This is a genomic window from Lysobacter alkalisoli (assembly GCF_006547045.1).
Classification (GTDB): Bacteria; Pseudomonadota; Gammaproteobacteria; order Xanthomonadales; family Xanthomonadaceae; genus Marilutibacter; species Marilutibacter alkalisoli.
In genome coordinates, this window is sequence record NZ_CP041242.1 from 2,860,771 (window position 1) to 2,881,765 (window position 20,995).

Sequence of the window (20,995 nt, forward strand, 5' to 3'; positions counted from 1 at the left end):
GGCAGGCGTACTGACGGCGGCCTTCTGCGTGAAAGTGGCGTGAATGTTACGTGATACACATCACATTTTTAATCACGAAAAATCACCGTCCATCTCAGGTCTGCAGCACCGCTTTTTAGCGGCCGCAACCCGTGCATCGTTGGATGGGCTCGACGGGTCGCGGCTTGCGCCACTCCTGCAGGAGCTGGATCCCGCGGTCGTCGGGCGTAAGAAAGCCCGGGCCGCGCCTGAGGCGCCACCCGAGCCATGGGGCAAGCCCTTGGCGAGGCTCAGTTGCCGGTGGCGGTCACCGTGCAGGTCAGCTCCAGGGTGACGGTGCCACCAACGGGGAAGGTCGGAATCGCCAGCCCGGCTGCCAGTTGCGCCGGGGTCGGCGAGCCTGGGCAGACCGCACCGCCCCCAACCGAGCACGACAGCGTCGTACATTCCAGGCTGCCCGGCACTCCGGCGTCGGTGACCACCGCGCCGTCCGCGGCATCCGGACCGTTGTTGGCGACCTGCAGCGTATAGACCACCTCGTCGCCCGATACCACCGCGTCCGGGGTCACGGTTTTCACGACCCCAAGGTCCGCACAGGGATCGCCGGCAAAAATGAAGTTGTCGACGAACAGCCCGGTATTCTGGGTCGCCGGAGCGGCGTTGTTGACGAACTGGATCGTCGCCTCTGTGCCCGTCGCGATGAAGGTGTGGGTAAAGGTGCTCCAGACCACCGACCACTGCGGGGTGTCCGGCACACCGGCGTTTCCATTGAAGATGCCATCGGCAACCGGCTGCAGCGTTGCCAGGGTGACGGGTGTCGCCCCGACGCCATTGCCCAACTGGACGACGGCAATCGAGTTCGCCGCCGACAGACCCGAGTAATCCACCGAGAAGGTGTACTGCCCGCCCGGAACGAGCCCGGTGAACGTCTGCCGTAGCGTTGCCGCCGCCGTGCCCCAGAGATCGATGCTCTGCAGTTCTGCACTGGCGTTGTTGTAATGACGCAGGATGTCAATGGTGCCGGCGACGGTTTCCCAGCCGCTGATCGGATTGGTCGTTGTCCGCCAGACCGCAAAGCCGTTCACGTAGGCCGTATTGTCGCCCGGGCCTTCCGGATCGTTCTGGATGTCCGGCGATTCGAAGGAGCCGTTGTTGGCGATGTTGCATACGCCAGGAACGGGACCGGGTGGAGACGTGAACTGGGTGTTGGTGTCGCTGGCCGTGTTGTTGGACGGATCGGTATCGGTCATGCCGGCCGGCACGTCCACCGTGGCCGTGTTGGTGAGGTCCCCGCTGTAGCTGACCGGAACCGGTACCGTCAGTGTGTAGGTGACCGAAGTGCCCACCGGCAGGTCCGCCGTGGTGGCGATCGCGCCCGTACCACTCGCCTCTCCGCAGGCGCTGCCGCTGCCGCCGCCGTCGTCCGCGCAGGTCCAGCTGGCGTCGGTGATGCCGTCGGGCAGCGGATCGCTGACCAGGGCGCCCAGCACATCCGCCGGGCCGTTGTTGGTCACGACGATCTCGTAGATGACCGTGCCACCCGGCGAGTAAGCCGTCTGGCCGTCGTCCTTGGTGATGGCGAGGTCGACTTCGATGTCATCATCAAGGATTGTGTATGTGCTGCTTGCCAGTGCTGGCGCACCACAGGTCTGAGTGCTCAGAACCATGTAGTCGGACGAAGTCGCATCCAGTTCGAACACGATCGTCTCGTCGTCTTCCTGCGAATCGTCGTCGATGATCTCGACACCCAGCGGAAAGAGAGCCCCGGCATATTGGCCGGCCGGGATCATCACCTGAAAGCTGCTGGAGCCACTCGGCGTCGTATAGTCGGTGCCCAGCGTGGCGGTGCCTCCCACCACGTTGACAGTGATGGGTGTCGGCGCCAGGAAGCTGCCGCTGACCGCGATCTGCGGAATGTTCCCGCCGCCCGCCTCGGCGTCGGAGCCGCTCGCGGTGGCGAATTCCACGAATGGCGTCAGGTCGAAGTGGATTTCGTCCAGGTAATTGCCGACGCTCGCTCCGCTGAGCGCCTGGAAACCGACCGTCTGCATGCCGGTTGACCCGGACCAGGTGAAGCTGCCGGAGTAATTGGCCCAGTTGTTCACATTGCTTGCAACGCTGGCCGATCCAGTGCCGACCGAATTGATCGTGCCGGTTCCGGTTGTCGTTGTTGTGACATCGACGATGAGCTGGCTGCCGGCCCCCGAAGGATTCGTTCCGATATTGAACGCCGCCCTTTCGGTATTGGAAGCCCTACCCTTGTGGGCGAACTGCCACTGCACGACGTCGCCGCTTATCAGACAGGCAGTCTGATAGAGGCGGGAAGGCGTGTAGGCGTTCAGTTCCGCGTACTGCGAACCGGAGGCAGGGTTCGCGCCCTGGAAATTCCCCTTGAAGATCTGCATCGCGCCCTCGATGGGAGGCGATGGCTTGTGCCCCCCACAGGTGCCGTGCTCGGTGGGGGTCCAGTTGCCGGTCCAGGTCGGCTCGGTCGTCTCCCAGCCGGGCACAAGCTGGGATTCACGAATCGACCAGCAGGCGTCGCTGGGCAATACGGGTTCTTCGAAACTCGAATTTATGAAGCTTCTCTGTACCTGCGCCTGCGCGCCGGAAGCCGCCAGCAGCACGAGCGCGCACAGCACCACCGCGGCGGCCCTTGGAGCGGAAGTGAACATCATCAATAGCTCCCCACGAAGTTGACGAACCAGCCTTTGTGGTCGTAGTCGAAATCGGTCAGGTCGTCGCTGAAGTCGGTGAAGTTGTAGCCGGCACCGATGCGGAAGTTGCGGCCGATGTCGCGGTCCACGCCGACCAGGAAGCCCTGCCGGGTGCCGCCGTCGGTCACCCCCAGCCAGCGGTACTCGGCCAGCGCGTGCCACTTCTGCCGCAGTTCGTAGCGGACCTGACCGGCAGCGAAGGTGGTCGCCGAGTCGAACCACTCGCCGGTGCCGCGGCCGAACCGCGCCTCGCCCTCGCGCCGTGCCAGCTTGCCCGCCAGCTCCCAGTGGTGGTCGAGCCGAACCACGCCCTCGAATGCCAGCACCTGGGTCTTCTGGTCGACCTGCGCCCCGCCCACCTGACCCAGCGTGGCCAGGTCGTACAGGTAGGTGTAGCGGCCGAACAGGCCCCAGCGGCTGTTGTTCCACGGCCGGTAGGCGAAGCCGAAGTTGCCCTCGATGAACTTCGCGCCGGCGGCCGGGTTCAGCTCGTCGTCGGTGTCGGCATAGTTGAAGCGTGCGGCGATCCGCCAGCTTTCATTGACCTTGTGGCTCAACCGGTTCGTGCTCACCCACTGCGTGCGCCGTTCGGCACCCGCGTCGCGGCGCCATTCCAGCTTGCTCTGCCAGTCGGTGCCCGGCGAAGTCCGGCCGCCATTGACGCTGATCACCTGGCGGTCGACCTGGCCGCCGCTCGCGGTGGTCAGTTCGCCATCGGACAGGGTGAAGCCCAGGTTCCAGCCCACCGCCGGGTAGAAGTCCATGCCGAAGGTGTGCGCCAGCCCGGATTCGCCGCGGTCCTTCAGGAACTGGCTCTCGTTGAACAGGTTGACCTGGTTCGACAGCCGCCAGCGCTGGCCGAAGGTCCAGCCGTTGCGGGCGTTGGGGTTGAACAGCGAGTCGTAGCGGGTGCTGTCGGTGGAATAGGTGTAACCGCCGTACAGGCTGTGCTGGGACGTGAGGCGGTACTCGCCATTCACCGTGGCCGCATCGCCACGATCGCCGGTGGTGACCTCGGCGCCGATGTTGGACAGGTTGGCGAAGTTGTAGCGTGCGCCCAGGCTGTAGGCGTCGTTGTCGGCGTACTTGCCGCTGTCGTCGTCCAGGGTGAACTGGGCGGTGCCGAACAGGTCCAGTGCGGTGCCGAAGCGATGGGTGTAGCGCACCGCGCCCAGGGTGCCGGCGGCATCGCCGGTGCTGCGCTGTTCCTCGACCCGGCGCAGCTCGGCGATGACCGCGGCGTTCTCGCCGATCCGCCATTCGCCGTTGAGCTGGGCCTGGGTCAACGCTTCGGTGCCCCGCTCGGCCTTGCTGTAGCGGGCGTGCAGGCCGACGTTGGGGGTGAACCGCCCCAGCACCTCGGCGCCGTGCTCCTCGATCTCCAGGCCGGTGTCGTAGCGCGAGATCGAGTAGCCGGCATCGACCTGCCGCCACCACGCGCCCGCGCTCCACTCCTGCTCGGTCCAGCCCAGCTCCTGGAAGTTGACCCGCGCCTCGACCGCGCTGGCCTCGCCTTCGCGCGGTCCGTCGGGATTGAGCCGGGTGAAGGACAGGCCGCCGTTGTCGGAGAAGAACACCGGTGCGCTGGTGGACTCGGTGCGGCTGTGCTCCAGCTTCAGGTAGGTGCCCTTGCCGGCCTGCAGGGTCAGGTCGGCCGCCATCAGGGTGTAGTCCTCGCCGGCGCGGTTCTCGTCCACGTAGGTCAGGCCCACGCCGACGTGGTCGCCGAACCAGTGCTTGCCGCGCACGCCGGCGGTGATCTCGTCGGCGTCGAAGTCCGACGGCACCCACTCGTAGTCCACGATCAGCCGCTGCTCATACCCGTCCAGCGGGGTGTCGCGGGTGATCCCGCGCTGGTTCTCGCTGGTGACGGGATGCAGCGTCCGCACCAGGATGATCCGGCCCTGCAGTTCGTCGATCTCGTAGTCCGCCCCGCGCTGCAGCTCGATGCGCTGCTCCACCCGGCCGGTGCGCGGGTCGCGCACCTCGACCACCACGTGATCGGAACCGGGCAGCACATCGGTGTGGCGCAGGTAATAGACGCTGCCGGTGCCGATGAACTCGCTATGCCCGGGCGCGGTCTGCGCCTCGGAGCCGAACGCACGCAGTTCGGTGCCCGGGTCGCCCCAGGCGTTGCTCGCGCGCGAGCGCCAGTTAAGTCCCGCGCCATACAGCGAGCGCACGTACTGCGCGTACTCGGTGCCGGTGATGCCGGTGTAGTAATTGCCCCACAGCGCCTCGTTCTTGTCCCAGTCCACGCGCAGGTAGAACCGGCCCATGGTGTCGACGTCGCGGTAGGTGGTCGAGTCGTCGCCGTAGGTCGGGTAGTACAGGTCCGGGTCGAGACGGCGGAAGATGTCCTTCGGGTCGGCCGAGGTGAAGCCGTCGAACAGGTCCTCCAGCGGCCGGTCCTGGGTGTCGGCCTGGGCGGTGAACAGGTATTTGCCCTTGAGCTTGGCCTTGCCGTAGAACGCCAGCCTTCCGTCGCCCAGGATGTTGTCGTCGCGGCCGGCGCGGGCGATGTCGCGGCCCGGACCGCTGGCGCTGTTCTCGTACACGGTCAGGTCGGCAATGCCGACGCCGAAGAAGTAGCGCCCGCTCACGTCCACGTCCAGCGCATGCCGGGCCGGCATGGCGCCTTCCGGCCCTTGCAGGGCGATCTCGAAGCGGTGCTGGCCGACCGGCATCAGGTACTCGGCGACGAACTTGCGCTCCAGGTCCACCGGGTAGCTGTCGCCGTTGATCAGCAGGCCATAGCCCGGCGGCAGGTTGCGGCCCTGCACGCGCACCCGCGAGCCGTAGATCGGGATGTTCTGGTAGCGCAGCGTGCTTTCGCCGAAGACGTCGTCGACCAGGCGCTGGGTCTCGGCCTGCTCGGCGCCCAGCGCCCGTCCGTGACCGCGCTCGGTGCTATCGCGCAACCGCTGGCGGCCACGCTCGGCCTCTTCCGGACGCACCAGCTGCAACCGGCGCGCATGGGTCTCGTCGATGTTGCCGGCGGCGTCGAACGCCCGCAGCACGTAGACCAGTTCGTCGCCGGTGCGGAACGGGATGTTCGATGGCAGCGCGCCGTCCCACTCGACCTGCGACACCGGTGCGACCTCGATCGGCACCTTCGCCAGCGGCCGGACCAGGTCGGCGTCCGTGGCGCGGAACACCGCCAGTTCCATCCGCTCGATGAAACCGCTGTAGTTGCCGCGCACGAAGAAGCGCACCGGGCGGGTGATGGCCTTGCCGTCGAACGGCACCAGGGTCGGTGCGGAGACCGACAGCTCGGGCAGGCCCAGGGTCGGGTCCTCGGTCGCCCAGATCACCCCGCCACCGGGCAGGTTCACCGAGAAGCGGCCCTGCGCCACCGCGCGGCCCGGTTGCTCCAGGCCGATGCTGACCCGTCGATCGGGTTGCAGTACCTCGGACGAGGAGCCGGCACTGGTGCCTGCGGTCTCCGGCTGGTCGTAGCTGCGCGTGCGCATCTTGAACACCAGGTCCTCACCCGACGCACAACCGTCAGCAGTACAGTCCAGCGGCGTATCGGTGTCGTTGTCGCCTGACAGCTGTTGCCCGGTCTCCCCGCTGTCGACCGGAGCAGCACCGGCGGTCGTCGCATCCTGCGCCAGCGCCATCTGCGATGCGCTCGCCAGGATTCCGATCAGCGTGTAATCCAGCAGTTTCATTTTCATGATCCGGCCCCCTTCCATTCCCCGTCCTGACCGACTGGAGCCGTCGGATCGTCACTGGATTCCACGCGCACCCGTTCACGTATATCGGGGCTCAACCGTTCGGCCAGGGCTTCGTACACGGCACGCGCCCGACGCATTCCAAGTGCCGCGTTGTAGGCGTGGCTGCCGCGCACGTCGGTATGTCCCACCACCGCCACCGCACCGCCGCCCATGCCCTCCAGGCGGGCCGCGACGCGATCGAGCAGCGGCTCGAACTCCGGCCGGATCTCCGACTTGTCGGTGTCGAACAGCACCGTGCCCAGCAGCGCGCCGCCCTCGGTCACGCCCGCCACCAGTGCGCCGTCCACATCGGTACGCACATTGACGGTCAGCGCCCGCCGGTTCTCGGGTGCGACCTGCGACAGCAGCAGTTCGCGTACCGCGCTGGCGCGGTCGAAGGCCAGTGCTTCGCTATCGCCGTTCGCGGTGATCACCACCTCGCCGCCGCCGTAGGCATTCACCTGCTCGGCCATCTTCGCGATCGCCGGCCGGTACTCGGCACGGACCTCGGCGCTGCCCGGGGCGAAGATCACCTCGCCCAGTTCCAGTTCCACCTGCTCGCTGCCGCCCGGGATCGGCTCGGCCGGCAACTGCACGCCGAAGTCGAACCGGACCGGGAGGCCCGGGGTGATCCGTCGCACCCGCGGGTTGTCGGTGGTGAACACCGTGCCCGGCGGCAGCGTCGACGGATCGACCTTGAGGATGAAGTTGCGGTAGCCGCGCTCGCCGCCCTGCACGTCGACCAGGTGGTAGCGGCCGTACTGGTCGGTCTCGATCAGCAGACCCTCCACCGACGCGATCCGCACCCCGGGGATGCCGCGCTCGTCGATGCCGGCGTTGCCGATCACGTAGTCGACCACCACCCCGCCTTCGCCTTGCGCAATGCGCCGCTCCACCGTCGGTTCGGCGGCATTGAGGCCCTTGGCCGCTTCGCCACTGCGCTCGACCGTGGTCCGACCCTCGGCGTCCATGCGCACCGTCACGCCCTGGTCGCTGGTCAGCACGAAGTCGTTGGTGAACGCCGCCTCGGTGAGGCGCTGGCGGATCACCACCTGATGCGCCTCGGCCGGATCGGCCTCGGACTGGCGGGCGGCGATCTCGCCCACGTCAATGCCGTGCAGCAGCGGCGCGCTGGCATCGGCCACCGGCGCCATGCCAGCACCGCGGTCGATCGTGGTCGAACCGGCGATGTAGGCACCGGGGGCGAAGCCGCCCTGCACCTGCACCCCGCTCAGCGCGGCGTTGTCCTGCCAGCCGTCGCCGTCGCGGTCGTCGAACACCGTGCCGAAGATCAGGCTGTCGTCGAGCAGCGGATCGGCCTCGATCGTCACCTGTGCGGTGGCGATGTTGGAGATCGGATGGCCCGCACCGTTCTGCGCCACCGCCGAGTTGACCTGGGTGCCATGGCGCACGCCGGCGCCCACCCGCAGCAGGTACACGATGGTCGCGCGTTCGCCCACGGCGATGTCGATCCCGCCGATCTGCAGCGGATGCCGGCCCGGCGCCAGGGTGAAGGCACCGTCGCCGTCGACCACGCTCATCGAACCTTCGACGTAGCTGAAGCCGGCCGGCGGGGTGTCGACGACCGTGCCGCCGACCAGGTTCACCACCCCGACGTTCTCCACCGTCAGCGTGTAGCGGATCAGGTCGCCGATGCGCGCACTGCGCACGCCGGCAGTCTTGACGATCCGCAGTTCGGCGTCGCTCAGCAGTCGGTGTGAAGTACCGCAGGGCTGGCACACCGGCTCGGTGGTGCCGCCGTACTCGCTGACCACGGCATTGGTCACCTCGCCCGTGGCATCGGCATTGACCGTCGCCGGGTAGCTGAAGGTGTAGACGCCCGGCACCGTTCCGGCCTCTACCGTGCAGACGATTCCGTCAGAACCGCCGCTGCAACCGGCCGGCAGCTCGCCGACCGTCAGGCCCGCGCCCGGCGTGTCGTTCAGTTGCACCGGCATGGCGATGGCGGCGTTCTCGATGGTCACCGTGAGCGTGTAGACAAGGGTCTCGCCCACGCTGACCTCGGCGCCATCGCCCGGATGGGAGGTCTTGGCGATGGTTACCACCGGCTCGGCCAGCGGATGCTCGGTCGTGCACGGCGCGCACTCCGGATCCGGATCGCCACCGCCCTCGCCCACCACGCTGTTGCCCACCGCGCCGACCGCATCCGGGTTCACCTGAGTCTGGTAGGTGAACGCGTAGCTGCCCGGCAACGTGCCTTCGGCCAGGGTGCAGGTCAGGCCTTCATCCGTGGCCTCGCAGCTGCCGCCTTCGGGCAGGGTGATCGCATCGGCCAGCAGCGTCTGGCCGCCACCCAGGGTGTCGGTCAGCACGAACGGCGCGGTCGTGGCCGACGTCGCCACCGTCACCGTCAGGGTGTAGGTGATGACATCGCCTGCGTTGACCTCGGCGCCGTCGCCCGGATCGGAGGTCTTGGCGATGGTGAGGCTCGGCAATTCGACCCCGTGCTCGGTCTCGCAGGGCGCGCACTCCGGATCCTCGTCGCCACCACCACCGGTGGCGACCACGCTGTTGCCCACGCTGCCGGTCGCATCCGCATTCACCGTCGCGGTGTAGCTCACCGCATACACGCCCGGCGCCGTGCCCGCAGGCAGGGTGCACAGCAGCTCGCCGCTGCAGGCGAAGGCGCCGGCAGCGGTCACCTCGCCGAAGGTCAGGCCCGCACCCAGGGTGTCGGTCAGCAGCAGCGGTTCGGTGGTGACCGAGGTCGCGACCGTCGCGGTCAGGGTGTAGGTGAGCGTGTCGCCCGGACGCACTTCGACACCGACGGCAGGATCGGCCGACTTGACGATGGTGATCGTCGGCGGTTCGACGTCGTGGTTGGTCTCGCACGGCAGGCATTCCGGATCGCCACCACCGCCGCTCGCCACCACGCTGTTGCCCACGTTGCCGGTGGCATCTGCATTCACCGTCGCTGTGTAGGTCACCGCATACGTGCCCGGCAGCGTGCCCGTGGGCAGCGTGCAGATCAGTTCGCCATTGCAGGCGAACGCGCCCGCATCGGTCACCGCACCGAAGGTCAGCCCGGCCCCGAGGGTGTCGGTCAGCACCAGCGGTTCAGTGGTGGCGGAAGTCGCGATGGTCGCGGTCAAGGTGTAGGTGAGCGTGTCGCCCGGCTGTACGGTGTTGCCATCAGCCGGATCGGCGCTCTTGGCCACGGCGATCGTCGGCGGCTCGATCTCGTGCTCGGTCTCGCACGGCACGCATTCCGGATCGTCGCCACCGCCACCGCCGCTGGCGACCACGCTGTTGCCGACATTGCCCGTGGCATCCGCGTCCACCGTTGCGGTGTAGGTCACCGCATACGTGCCTGGCAGGGTGCCGGCCGGCAGCGTGCAGGTCAGTTCGCCGTTGCAGGCGAATGCACCGGCATCGGTCACTTCACCGAAGGTCAGGCCGGCCCCGAGGGTGTCGCTCAGCACCAGCGGCTCGGTCGTGGCCGAGGTCGCGATGGTCGCGGTCAAGGTGTAGGTGAGCGTCTGGCCCGGTTGCACCGTGCTGCCATCGGCCGGGTCGGCGGTCTTGGCCACAGTGATCGTCGGCGGTTCGACCTCATGGTCGGTCTCGCACGGCACGCATTCCGGATCGTCGCCACCGCCACCGCCGCTGGCGACCACGCTGTTGCCGACATTGCCCGTGGCATCCGCGTCCACCGTTGCGGTGTAGGTCACCGCATACATGCCTGGCAGGGTGCCGGCCGGCAGCGTGCAGGTCAGTTCGCCGTTGCAGGCGAACGCGCCGGCATCGGTCACCGCGCCAAAGGTCAGGCCGCTGCCCAGGGTATCGGTCAGCACCAGCGGCTCGGTCGTGGTCGAGGTCACGATGGTCGCGGTCAGGGTGTAGGTGAGCGTGTCGCCCGGCTGCACTTGGCTGCCCGAGGCCGGATCGGCGCTCTTGGCCACGGCAATCGTCGGTGGCTCGACTTCATGCTCGGTCTCGCACGGCACGCATTCCGGATCGCCGCCACCGCCGCTCGCCACCACGCTGTTGCCCACGTTGCCGGTGGCATCTGCATTCACCGTCGCGGTGTAGGTCACCGCATAGACGCCCGGCAGCGTGCCCGTGGGCAGCGTGCAGATCAGTTCGCCATTGCAGGCGAACGCGCCCGCATCGGTCACCGCACCGAAAGTCAGGCCGGCACCCAGGGTGTCGGTCAGTACCAGCGGTTCGGTCGTGGCCGAGGTCGTGATGGTGACGGTCAGGGTGTAGGTGAGCGTGTCGCCCGGTTGCACTTGGCTGCCCGAGGCCGGATCGGCGTTCTTGACCACGGCGATCGTCGGCGGCTCGACTTCATGCTCGGTCTCGCACGGCGCGCACGCTGGATCGCCACCGCTCGCCACGACGCTGTTGCCTACGTTGCCCGTGGCATCCGTGTTCACCGTTGCCGTGTAGGACACTGCGTAGGTACCCGGCGCGGTTCCTGCCGGCAGGGAGCAGGTCAGCTCGCCGCTGCAGGCGAAGGCGCCCGCATCGGTCACCGCACCGAAAGTCAGGCCGGCACCCAGGGTGTCGGTCAGTACCAGCGGCTCGGTGGTCACCGAAGTCGCGATCGTCGCGGTTAGCGTGTACGTGAGGGTGTCGCCTGGCTGCACCTGACTGCCCGAAGCCGGATCGGCACTCTTGACCACGGCGATCGTTGCCGGCTCGACTTCGTGATCGGTCTCGCACGGCACGCACTCCGGATCGCCGCCGCTCGCCACCACGCTGTTGCCCACGTTGCCGGTGGCATCTGCATTCACCGTCGCGGTGTAGGTCACCGCATAGACGCCCGGCAGCGTGCCCGTGGGCAGCGTGCAGATCAGTTCGCCATTGCAGGCGAACGCGCCCGCATCGGTCACCGCACCGAAAGTCAGGCCGGCACCCAGGGTGTCGGTCAGCACCAGCGGTTCGATGGTGGCCGAGGTCGTGATGGTCGCGGTCAGGGTATAGGTGAGCGTGTCGCCCGGCTGCACTTGGCTGCCCGAGGCCGGATCGGCGCTCTTGGCCACGGCGATCGTCGGTGGCTCGACTTCGTGATCGGTCTCGCACGGCACGCATTCCGGATCGCCGCCGCTCGCCACGACACTGTTGCCTACGTTGCCGGTGGCATCTGCGTTCACCATCGCGGTGTAGCTCACTGCATAGACGCCCGGCAGCGTGCCCGTAGGCAGCGTGCAGGTCAGTTCGCCGCTGCAGGCGAAGACACCGGGATCGGTCACCGCGCCAAAGGTCAGACCCGCCCCCAGGGTGTCGGTCAGCACCAGCGGTTCGATGGTGGCCGAGGTCGTGATGGTTGCGGTCAGGGTGTAGGTGAGCGTCTGGCCCGGCTGCACCGTGCTGCCATTGGCCGGATCGGCACTCTTGACCACGGCGATCGTCGGTGGCTCGACTTCATGCTCGGTCTCGCACGGCACGCATTCCGGATCGCCGCCACCGCCGCTCGCCACCACGCTGTTGCCCACGTTGCCGGTGGCATCCGCATTGACGGTCGCCGTGTAGGTCAAGGCATAGATGCCCGGCACCGTGCCCGCCGGCAGCGTGCATTGCAGCGCACCCGTACAGGTGAACACACCCGGGTCGGTCACGGCGCCGAACGTCAGTCCTGTACCGAGCGTGTCGGTCAGCACCAGCGGTTCGGTGGTCGCCGCGTCGGCGATCGTGGCGGTCAGGGTGTAGCTGAGCGTGTCGCCCGGTTGCACGGTGCTGCCATCGGCCGGGTCGGCGCTCTTGGCTACCGAGATCACGGGCGGACCGACTTCATGCTCGGTCACGCAGGGGTCGCACTCCGGATCGTCATCGCCACCGCCGGTGCCGACCACGCTGTTGGCCAGGGTGCCGGTGGCGTCCGCATCGACGGTCGCGGTGTAGCTCAGCGCATAGGTTCCGGGCAGGGTGCCGGCCGGCAGCGTGCATTCCAGCGCGCCCGTGCAGCTGAAATCGCCCGCATCGGTCACCTCGCCAAAGGTCAGTCCGGTGCCCAGCGTATCGGTGAGCACGAACGGTTCCGTGGTCGGTGCCTGGGCCACGGTCACGGTCAGGGTGTAGGTGATCGCCTGCCCGGCCTGGACCTGGCCGCCGGCCGCCGGATCGGCGGTCTTGGCCGTGCCGATGGTGGGAAACTCCGGCGTATCGGTGTCGCTGTCGGTGTTGTTGTCCGGATTCGGATCGGGCGAACCATCGGGGCTGGTCACCGTCGCCGTGTTGGTCAGCTCGCCGGTGAAGTCCGCCGGCACGGCCATGGTCAGCATGAAGGTGACGGTGGCGTCGGCCGGCAGGTTGACCGGCGCACCCACGATCGCGCCCGTGCCGCTGGCGACGCCGCAGGTGCCACCGCCGGTGGCGTTGCCGCAGGTCCAGCTGGCGGTGGTGATGCCGGCCGGCAGCGGGTCGTTGACGGTCGCAGCCGAGACGCCGAACGGCCCAAGGTTGCTGACCACGATGGTGTAGACCACCTCCTCGCCCGGCACGTAGGTGTCGCTGCCATCGTCCTTGTCGATCGCAAGGTCCGCCGGGAATTCCAGCGCGGCATCGACGCAAAGCGCACCGTCATTGCTGCCGGAGCCCTGCAGGTCCGAGATCAGGGTGGCCTGGCCGGTGGTCAGGTCGAACCGGTAGAAGCCGCCGTTGTTGTTGCTGCCGAACACGCCGTTGGTGGCGCCGAACATGCCGCCGAAGGGACCGGTGGTCCCGGTGAGGCCGATCGTGGTGACGTTTCCGTTTGCCGGATCGATCGCGTACAGATTGCTGCTGTCGACCGCGGTGTAGAGCAGCCCGTTGTGCCACGCCAGGTCCAGCGACCCGATGTTCTGGCTCAGCGTGACGCTGGTCGCCGTCATCGTCGGGATGTCGATCCGATAGAGCACACCGCCCGCAACCACGTAGTACGTGCCGTCGGGACCGATCTCGCCGGAGACGCTGTTGACCCCGAGACCGGCCACCGGCCCGAGATCCTGCACGCTGCCGTCACTGCCGATGCGCGCAATCGTGCCCGGGGTGCTCGCCGACAGCAGCATGCCGTACATGTAGTTGTCGATCGGGCTGATGGCGATGGCGTTGTACTGCGCTCCCGTCGCCGGCCCCACCGGGTCGACGATGAACGGATTGGACGAAGTGTCGAACCGGAAGAGGCGCGTCGGGACGTCCTGCGCCAGGTACATGGTCGCGTCGCAAGTTCCGAAGCTCGGCTGCACCGGATGCCCGGTGGTGCAGGTGCCGCAGGTCGGATCGTCGCCGCCCTCGGCCACCACCGAGTTGCTTACCGTGCCGGTGGCGCCGAGATCGACGATGGCGGTGTAGGTGACGGCATACGTTCCTGGTGCCGTCCCCGCCGGCAACGTGCATTGCAGCGCGCCACTGCAGATGAAACTGCCTGCGTCAGTGACAGCGCCAAAGGTCAACCCGGCGCTGAGGGTGTCGGTCAGCGTCACCACGTCCGAAGTCGGACCTCCGGCAACGGTGGCGGTGAGCGTGTAGGTCAGCGTCTGGCCGACGGTGACGGTCGTGCCGGGCACCGGAGCGGCAGTCTTTTCCACCGTGACCACAGCGGGCTCGACGGTGTTGGTGTCGCTGTCGGTGTTGTTGGCCGGATTCGGGTCGGGCGAGCCGTCGGGGCTGGTGACCGTCGCCGTGTTGGTCAGCTCGCCGGTGAAGTCGGCCGGCACGGCCATCGTCAGCGTGAAGGTGACGGTGGCGTCAGCCGGCAGATTGACCGGCACATCGACGATCGCACCTGTGCCATTGGCCACACCGCAGCTGCCACCGCCGGTGGCGCTGCCGCATGTCCAGCTGGCGGTGGTGATGCCGGCCGGCAGCGGGTCGCTCACCGTGGCGCCGGACACGCCGAACGGGCCGAGGTTGCTGACCACGATGGTGTAGACCACGTCCTCGCCCGGCACGTAGGTGTCGCTGCCGTCGTCCTTGTCGATTGCCAGATCGGCCGGGAACTCCAACGATGTGGTGGCGCACTTCGCGCCATCGTTCAGGCTCGCGCCCGGCGAATCGGAGATCAGCGTCGCCGCGCCGGTGGTAAGGTCGAACTGGTAGAAGCCGCCACCGTTGTTGCCACCGTAGACACCGTTGCTGGCGCCGAACATGGCGCCGAAGGGTACGCCGACGATGCCGGTCGCGCCGACGGCGGCGACCGCGCCGGTCGTCGGGTCGATCGCGTACAGCAGCCCGGTCTCGTGGGAATGGCCGTAGAGCAGGCCGTTGTGCCAGGCCCAATCCCCCAGCCACACCGATTGGCTGAGGGTGATCAGCGTAGCAGTCTGCGTTGCAAGATCGACCCGCCACGCCTGGTTGGTGTTCTCCGCACGCTTGACGTAGTAAGTGCCATCCGGGCCGATCTCGCCGGTATTCAGACCATTGGAAGAAGTATTGATTCCGCCGCCGGTGATGGGCCCGACGACTTCGGCCGAGCCGTCGCTGCCGATCCGCAACAACTCATGCTGGGAGCCGTTCCACCGGGCCGCGTACAGATAGTTGTCGAGCGGATTGAACGCGGTCGCGTTGTATTCGAAACCCGCCGCCGACCCCAATGGGGTATAGACGAATGGATTGCTGGAAGTGTCGAACTGAATCAGGGTCGTCGGCGGACCGCCGTCGGCCTGTGTGAGGTACATGGTCGCATCGCACGAACCGAAATCCGGCTGCGGCGCAGTGACCGAGATCAGCGCATCGTCGCTGTCGTTGTTCGGGTTCGAATCGACCACGCCGGCGGGTGCGGTGATGGTCGCCGTGTTGGTGACCGAGGTCTGCGCCAGTGCAGGCATGCCGATGAGCAGTCCGGCCACGGCCGTTGCAGCAAGCAGTACCGACAGAAAGCCCGTGTGGTGAGATGCAGCCGCCTTGCGTTGAGACGTGTTGGTCACGCAACCCCCTAGCTCTGCGGGAGCGCCTGTTGTCCACCGGTACGCATGCGTCCTGGCGACTGGCTACCCCTGCCATGAAATCGATCCCTCCCCCATCGGCTCCAACCGGTCTGCGGGTAGCGCCTCACCCCTGACCCAGGGTGCGACGTAACCGGAAGTGCCTTTGAGGGTTCTTGGCAGGGAATCTAGTAGCGCATGACGACAGGCACACGCACCGAAACTGGATAAAACTCACCATCGGTGAGAATCTGTCTGTCCGCTATCCGCCAGCCAACGACTCTTGCGCTACTCGCCCTTCGCTGCCTGGCGGCGACAGGCAGCGCGATCCGTAGGACGAATGGATAAGACGGGAGACTATCGGCGCGCACCTGCGGGCCATTATTCTGTCCACCGGTAAACCGACTTGGGGAACGGTTCGCTATGGTGAAGAAGCTCGTCGTCTGGTTGCGTCGTACCTCGATCAAGGATCCGGTCGATCGACGCAATGCGCCCATGCTGCAAGTCGTACTGCTCATGCTGGGCACGCTGCCGCCACTGATGTGGCTCTACCGGATCGTCGCCCTTGACGTGCCCTGGCGCCCGGGGGAAACGGTCGGTCTGGTTACCAGCCTGCTGATCTGCGCGGTGGCCTTCTTCTGCTTTGCCCTGATCCGCCACGGCCGCTTCCAATGGGCGGTGCGCCAGTTGCTGGTGGTAGTGGCAGTCATCCTCGTGATCGCCTACGCCGGCAGCGGAGTCGTGGCGCAGACCTACGAACAGCCGCTGCACGTGATGTGGCTGTTCATCGCCGGCACGATGGTGGGCCGGCGCGCGCTATGGGGCATGTACGGGGCGTTGCTGGTGGCACTCATGGCGGGAATGCTCGCGGACGCACAGCGGACGGGCGAATACTACTTCGGCGATCCCGTGGCCCGTGGCGTGATGTTCCTGCTGATCGCCATCGTGGTGGATCGCACCGTCGCCGCCATGCGCTCCAGCCTGGAAGAGGCGGTGCAGCAGGGCCTCGAGCTCTCGCTTGCCAACCAGCGGTTGAAGACGGAGATCGCGGCCCGTGAACAGGCCCAGGAGCAACTGATCCATGCGCAGAAAGTGGAGGCCGTCGGGCGCATGGCCAGCGGCATCGCCCATGACTTCAACCATCTGCTGACCCTGATCCTGGGCTATGTCGAACGCGGCAAGCACGCGACGGGCACCTCCGAGACCCGGGACATCCTGACCGGGGTGGAGTCTGCGGCGCGACGCGCCACCGCGATCACTCATAAACTGCTGCACTTCAGCCGGCAGGACACCACCCGGGTGGAGCGCTTCGATGCCGGCGAGGCCCTGCTCGAAATGAAACCGATGCTGCGCCAGACTCTTGGGGCCGGGATCACCCTCGATATGCACACTCCCGACACTCCGTGCATGATCCGCTTCGACCGTGCCGAATTCGCCCTGGTCATCCTAAACGTCACCGCCAACGCCGCCGATGCCATGCCCGACGGCGGCCGCTTCCGGATAACCCTGCGGGCGCCCTCGCCCGGTGGGATGATCGAGATCGAACTGCTCGACAGCGGCCACGGTGTACCGCCGGAGATCCGGGATCGCGTGTTCACGCCATTCTTCACCACCAAGCCGGACGGACAGGGGACCGGCCTGGGGCTTGCGATCGTGCATGACCTGATCGTCTCCGCCAATGGCAGCGCCGAACTCGACAGCGGTCCGGGGGCACCTGTTTCCGGATATGCCTGGCGAGCGACGAATTGCAGGGGCAGGGAAAGGCAGCGTCGTCGGTGGCCATGAATCATTCTGCAGACGAATGCCAGGTCGGCGCATGACGGCCAACGCAGGCAGCCGGCCGCATCGCACCCCGGCAATGAATATCTTCTATCCGCCCCGGGATCTGTGGCAACGCGTCATCGGCTGGATAAAGCGCATGCCCATTCATGCGCCCCAGGACCGCCGCAATGCCCTGATGCTGCAGACGATCCTCGCCATCGTCGGCACGGCGGCATTGGTGATGGTTTTCAGCTCCTACGCCTTCACGGGCATCGAGGCGCAAGGCGATACCTGGGTCGCCGTGGCGATAGGCGCATACGCATGGCTCTGCTTTCATCTGTCGCGAAGAGGGCTGTACCGGCTGTCAGCCAGTCTCACCGTGATCGGCAGCCTGTTGCTGATCGGAGCCAGCTACTACGTCTATGGTTTGCAGGCACAACCCGGGCTGCTGATGATCCATCTGATGCCGTTGCTATTCGCCGGCCTGCTGCTGGGTCGGTCGGCCGTGTGGTGGACGGCGCTCGCCAATACCGTCGCACTGGCGATAGGCGCGTGGGTCGACATACGGCACGCGACCAACATTCCGGGAACATCGGGCGTGCTGTCGGACCTGCTCCTGTCCAGCATGAACTTTCTCGTGCTTGCGGTGATCCTCGACCGTCTGATCCGCTCGTCCCAGCGGGCCATCGAGCGCAGCCAGGCACTGGACGCGGCCTGTATGGAACTCAAGCGCGAGATCGAGGAAAAGGAACTCGCCTACGCACGCCTGCTGCAGACACAGCGGATGGAAGCCATCGGCCGGCTGTCGGCCGGCGCCGCTCACGACTTCAACAACATTCTCAGTGTGATCGTCGGGCTCGCCACCTCGCCCCACCTGAAAGGCAATCCCGCCGACAGCGTGCTGTCCAGGATCCGTCGGGCCGCGCAGCGCGGCGCGGTGATCACCCGTCGTCTGCTGAGTTTCAGCCGCACGCAGGTCAGGCAGGTATCGGTCTTCGATCTCGCCGAGGCCATCGATGAAATGCGGCCATTGATACTGCCAATGTTCCATCGCGGGATCCGGGTGAGCCTCGACATCCCCCCGCCCGGCCTGCTGGTGGAGACGGACCATGAGGAATTCGAGCTCGCGCTGCTGAACATCGTCAGCAACGCCTGCGACGCCATGCCGCAGGGCGGACACTTCACGCTGTCCGTCGATCCATCGGAAAACCAGGCACTCATCCGGATGGAGGACACCGGCTCTGGCATGCCGCCGGACGTGCTCGCCCGCCTGTTCGAACCCTTTTTCACCACCAAGCCCAAGGGCGAGGGAACCGGCATCGGCATGTCGATCGTGCATCGATTCGTCGCCGACAGCGGGGGCGAACTGGAGGTCGACAGCAGTCCGGAACGGGGAACCCGCATCCACCTCCGGCTGCCTCTGGTCAAGCCGTATGCGCCGGAAGAGCGGCTGGACGATCCAACTGGCGCGTACGACAAGAGTGGCGAGGCGTGCGAAACCCGAACCGTCGCGGCAGGGTAGGAACCGGAGCCTGTCAGGGACGCTGCGAGCCCGGCCGGCCCGGAGCCGCTCCGCTGCCATCCAGGCGGGTGCTGCCGACCAGCACCAGAAGACCCAGCAGCATCGCCAGTGTCCAGATCCACGGGCGCTGGTACCACGGCTGCGGATGGACGATCTGCAGGCTCGCCGGAACCGGCGACCACTGCCCTCCCGCGATGCGCGCCTGCACCTCGAACTCGTGCTTTCCCCAGGGGATCGACGGATAGAGAACGCTGCGGTTCTGTCCCGCTTCCATCCAGTCGCCATCGACCCCTGAAAGGCGGAAGCGAAAACGGGTTTCCTGCGGCCGGCTCAAATTGATCGCCGTGTAGCGGATTTCCAGGTTCCGCGTGAACGGCTCCAGCGTCAGCGTCGAGCCGACGATATCGAGTTCGCGTCCGGCCGCCGCGGCATGCTCGATGTGTGGCCTGAGCAATGCAGCCCGGACCTCGCGCACATCCGCCGGATCAATGACGCCGAATCCTTCCACCAGTGCGAACCACAACCGGCCCTGCGTATCGCGATGGCAGGGCGACGAAGTGCCCCCGTTCATCTCGGCCGGCACCAGGCCATCGCTCGCCGCATAGCCCACCGATTCGATCTCGACGTCCGCCGTTTGCGGCGATGGCAGCAAGGTCACCCCGCGGTTGCCTCCCAGCCACAGGCGCCCCCGATCGTCGGCCAGAATGCACGACACTGTGTCGTCGAACAGTCCGTTGCCGCTGTCGTACTGGCGCACCTGCCCGTTCTCGATGCGGTTGAGGCCGCCGCCATAGGTGCCCACCCAGAGCGTGCCCGCAGCAGCGTCCTCGTACAGGGCGCGGGCAAAGCGTGAGGAAAGCCCCTCCTGCGTCGACCAGCGCTCGACGACCTCGTCGCCGGCCAGCCGCAGCACCCCCTGATCGCCCACGAACCAGGTGCCGCCATTCGCGGCCTCGACGACGTTGTTGATGCGCATGCCCTGCAGGGCCTCGATACGGTGACGCCCGGCGATGCGGCCTTCGCCATCGATCCCGATCACGTATGTCGAGCGTCCCGCGCTGACCAGAAAGCCTCCGTCCCTGCGCTGCCACATATTGACCATTCCACCAGCCGGCCATCTGGCGACCTGCTTCGGTTCACCTCCGGCTACCCGCGCCAGCCCCCCTCGCCCGTCCCCACCCAAAGCACGCCTTCGTGATCCAACAGCAGGCTGGTGACGCATTCACCCACCTGCGCTTTCCGGAGAGGCAAGGCCTGCACGCCGCCATCGTGCGACCAATGGTGTACGCCTCCACAGGCCGAGCCGAACCACAGACCGCCGTTTCCGTCGCCAATGATTGCGCGGCCGGCCATGTTGGTTCCCAGCTGGGAAGTCGAGAACAGGCCGAACAGCGGCTTGCGCGTCCGCAACAGGCCCTTGCTGCCACTGCCTGCCCACAGGTCGCCTTCGTCGTCCCATGCCAAACTGATGATGCCCATGCCCGACAGCTCCGGCACATGCGCCCAGCCGCCCATGCCGTCCTCACGCACCACCTTTCCGGAAAGTTGCGACACCCACCACAGGCCTTCTGCGTCCCGTGCAGCCAGGGCTGGCTCCTCGACACCAAGCGGCTGCCACTGCTGGCGGACCGGGTCGTACCGGTAGAGTTCCCGCTCGGTGCCGACCAGCAGACCGTCGCCATTGCCTTCAAGCAACCGGACGCCCCTGTTTCCGCCGGGCAACCGGATCGGCCGGAGTTGCTGGCCGGCCACGACATGGAAACTTTCGTATCCAGCGACGTGGATCCGCCCCAGCCCGTCACTGGCCAATCGGGTGTATCCGGCCGGACTGGAACGTCCGCTCCAGACCACCTGTCCGCTGACCGGATCCAGCTTGAACACGCCCTCGCTGCTCGCAACCCATATCCCCCGATCCGGTCCCTGCAGGATGTCGTTGATCTGGCAGAGGCCATCGCAAAAGGGCAGATGCCGGAATTCCCCGTGTTCGAGAACACTCAGCCCGGCATCCTCGGTCCCGATCCAGAGCCGGCCCTCATCGTCCTCATGCAGGGCGACGATGCGGTCGCTGGACGGTCCCGTTTCCGGCTCGCCATCCACATGCAGCGAGCCGGGGACATGGCGATCCCTGTATGTCCTGAACGTCCGTCCATCGAAGCGGGCCAGGCCGCCGAACGTGCCCACCCAGAGATAGCCATCGCGGGCCTGGACAAGGGCACTCACGCCTGACGGCGGAAGCCCATCGTCATCGGTGAACACCTTCGGGCGGACCCGGTAATCGGGGTGCACCGCGGTCGACGCCAGAACGGGGCCACACCACACAAGCAGGCCGAAGGCCAGGGCCATCAGCCTCATCGCGGTCGCTTCCTCACAATTCTCTCGCCATGTCCTGCATTCTGCCGCAGGTCTGCCACTCGCGCCGTGCATGCCATC

General features: G+C 66.9%; 7 protein-coding genes. 2 read left to right on the forward strand and 5 right to left on the reverse strand.

Annotated features, from left to right (window positions below):
- Window positions 1–269 precede the first annotated feature (269 nt).
- Genes FKV23_RS12595 through FKV23_RS12605 form a run of 3 tightly spaced genes read right to left on the reverse strand, consistent with a single transcriptional unit; the run spans window position 270 to window position 15,207 of the window.
- Window positions 270–2,657, reverse strand: coding sequence for a DUF11 domain-containing protein (locus FKV23_RS12595; RefSeq protein ID WP_141624157.1), 2,388 nt, complete (start codon window positions 2,655–2,657; stop codon window positions 270–272).
- A complete protein-coding gene (locus FKV23_RS12600; protein ID WP_208543166.1) occupies window positions 2,657–6,376 on the reverse strand; it encodes a TonB-dependent receptor in 3,720 nt (1,239 codons plus the stop codon). Before FKV23_RS12600 ends, FKV23_RS12595 begins: the two co-directional genes overlap by 1 nt.
- On the reverse strand, window positions 6,373–15,207 hold the full coding sequence (locus FKV23_RS12605; RefSeq protein ID WP_141624158.1) for a DUF6923 family protein: 8,835 nt from the start codon (window positions 15,205–15,207) through the stop codon (window positions 6,373–6,375). The genes FKV23_RS12600 and FKV23_RS12605 overlap by 4 nt, the downstream gene beginning before the upstream one ends.
- A gap of 498 nt (window positions 15,208–15,705) precedes the next feature.
- Here FKV23_RS12605 and FKV23_RS12610 point away from each other — a divergent pair, with 498 nt between their 5' ends.
- Window positions 15,706–17,067 carry a sensor histidine kinase gene (locus FKV23_RS12610; RefSeq protein WP_141624159.1) on the forward strand — a complete coding sequence of 454 codons (1,362 nt, stop codon included), beginning with the start codon at window positions 15,706–15,708 and terminating at the stop codon, window positions 17,065–17,067.
- Between the two features lie 73 nt (window positions 17,068–17,140).
- Complete coding sequence (locus FKV23_RS12615; protein ID WP_167285210.1) at window positions 17,141–18,565, forward strand: sensor histidine kinase; 1,425 nt, start codon at window positions 17,141–17,143, stop codon at window positions 18,563–18,565.
- Between the two features lie 13 nt (window positions 18,566–18,578).
- On the opposite strand, the gene FKV23_RS12620 is transcribed toward FKV23_RS12615, so the two are convergent.
- Window positions 18,579–19,658 (reverse strand): two-component regulator propeller domain-containing protein, encoded by a 1,080-nt coding sequence (locus tag FKV23_RS12620; RefSeq protein ID WP_167285212.1) that lies wholly within the window; start codon window positions 19,656–19,658, stop codon window positions 18,579–18,581.
- A gap of 53 nt (window positions 19,659–19,711) precedes the next feature.
- On the reverse strand, window positions 19,712–20,917 hold the full coding sequence (locus FKV23_RS12625) for a ligand-binding sensor domain-containing protein (protein ID WP_167285213.1): 1,206 nt from the start codon (window positions 20,915–20,917) through the stop codon (window positions 19,712–19,714).
- Between the last annotated feature and the right edge of the window lie 78 nt (window positions 20,918–20,995).

Coding starts and splice junctions, on each gene's coding strand:
- FKV23_RS12595 (WP_141624157.1), bottom strand. CDS start 2,657: ATGATGTTCACTTCCGCTCCAAGGGCCGCCGCGGTGGTGCTGTGCGCG.
- FKV23_RS12600 (WP_208543166.1), bottom strand. CDS start 6,376: ATGAAAATGAAACTGCTGGATTACACGCTGATCGGAATCCTGGCGAGC.
- FKV23_RS12610 (WP_141624159.1), top strand. CDS start 15,706: ATGGTGAAGAAGCTCGTCGTCTGGTTGCGTCGTACCTCGATCAAGGAT.
- FKV23_RS12615 (WP_167285210.1), top strand. CDS start 17,141: ATGAATATCTTCTATCCGCCCCGGGATCTGTGGCAACGCGTCATCGGC.
- FKV23_RS12620 (WP_167285212.1), bottom strand. CDS start 19,658: ATGTGGCAGCGCAGGGACGGAGGCTTTCTGGTCAGCGCGGGACGCTCG.
- FKV23_RS12625 (WP_167285213.1), bottom strand. CDS start 20,917: ATGAGGCTGATGGCCCTGGCCTTCGGCCTGCTTGTGTGGTGTGGCCCC.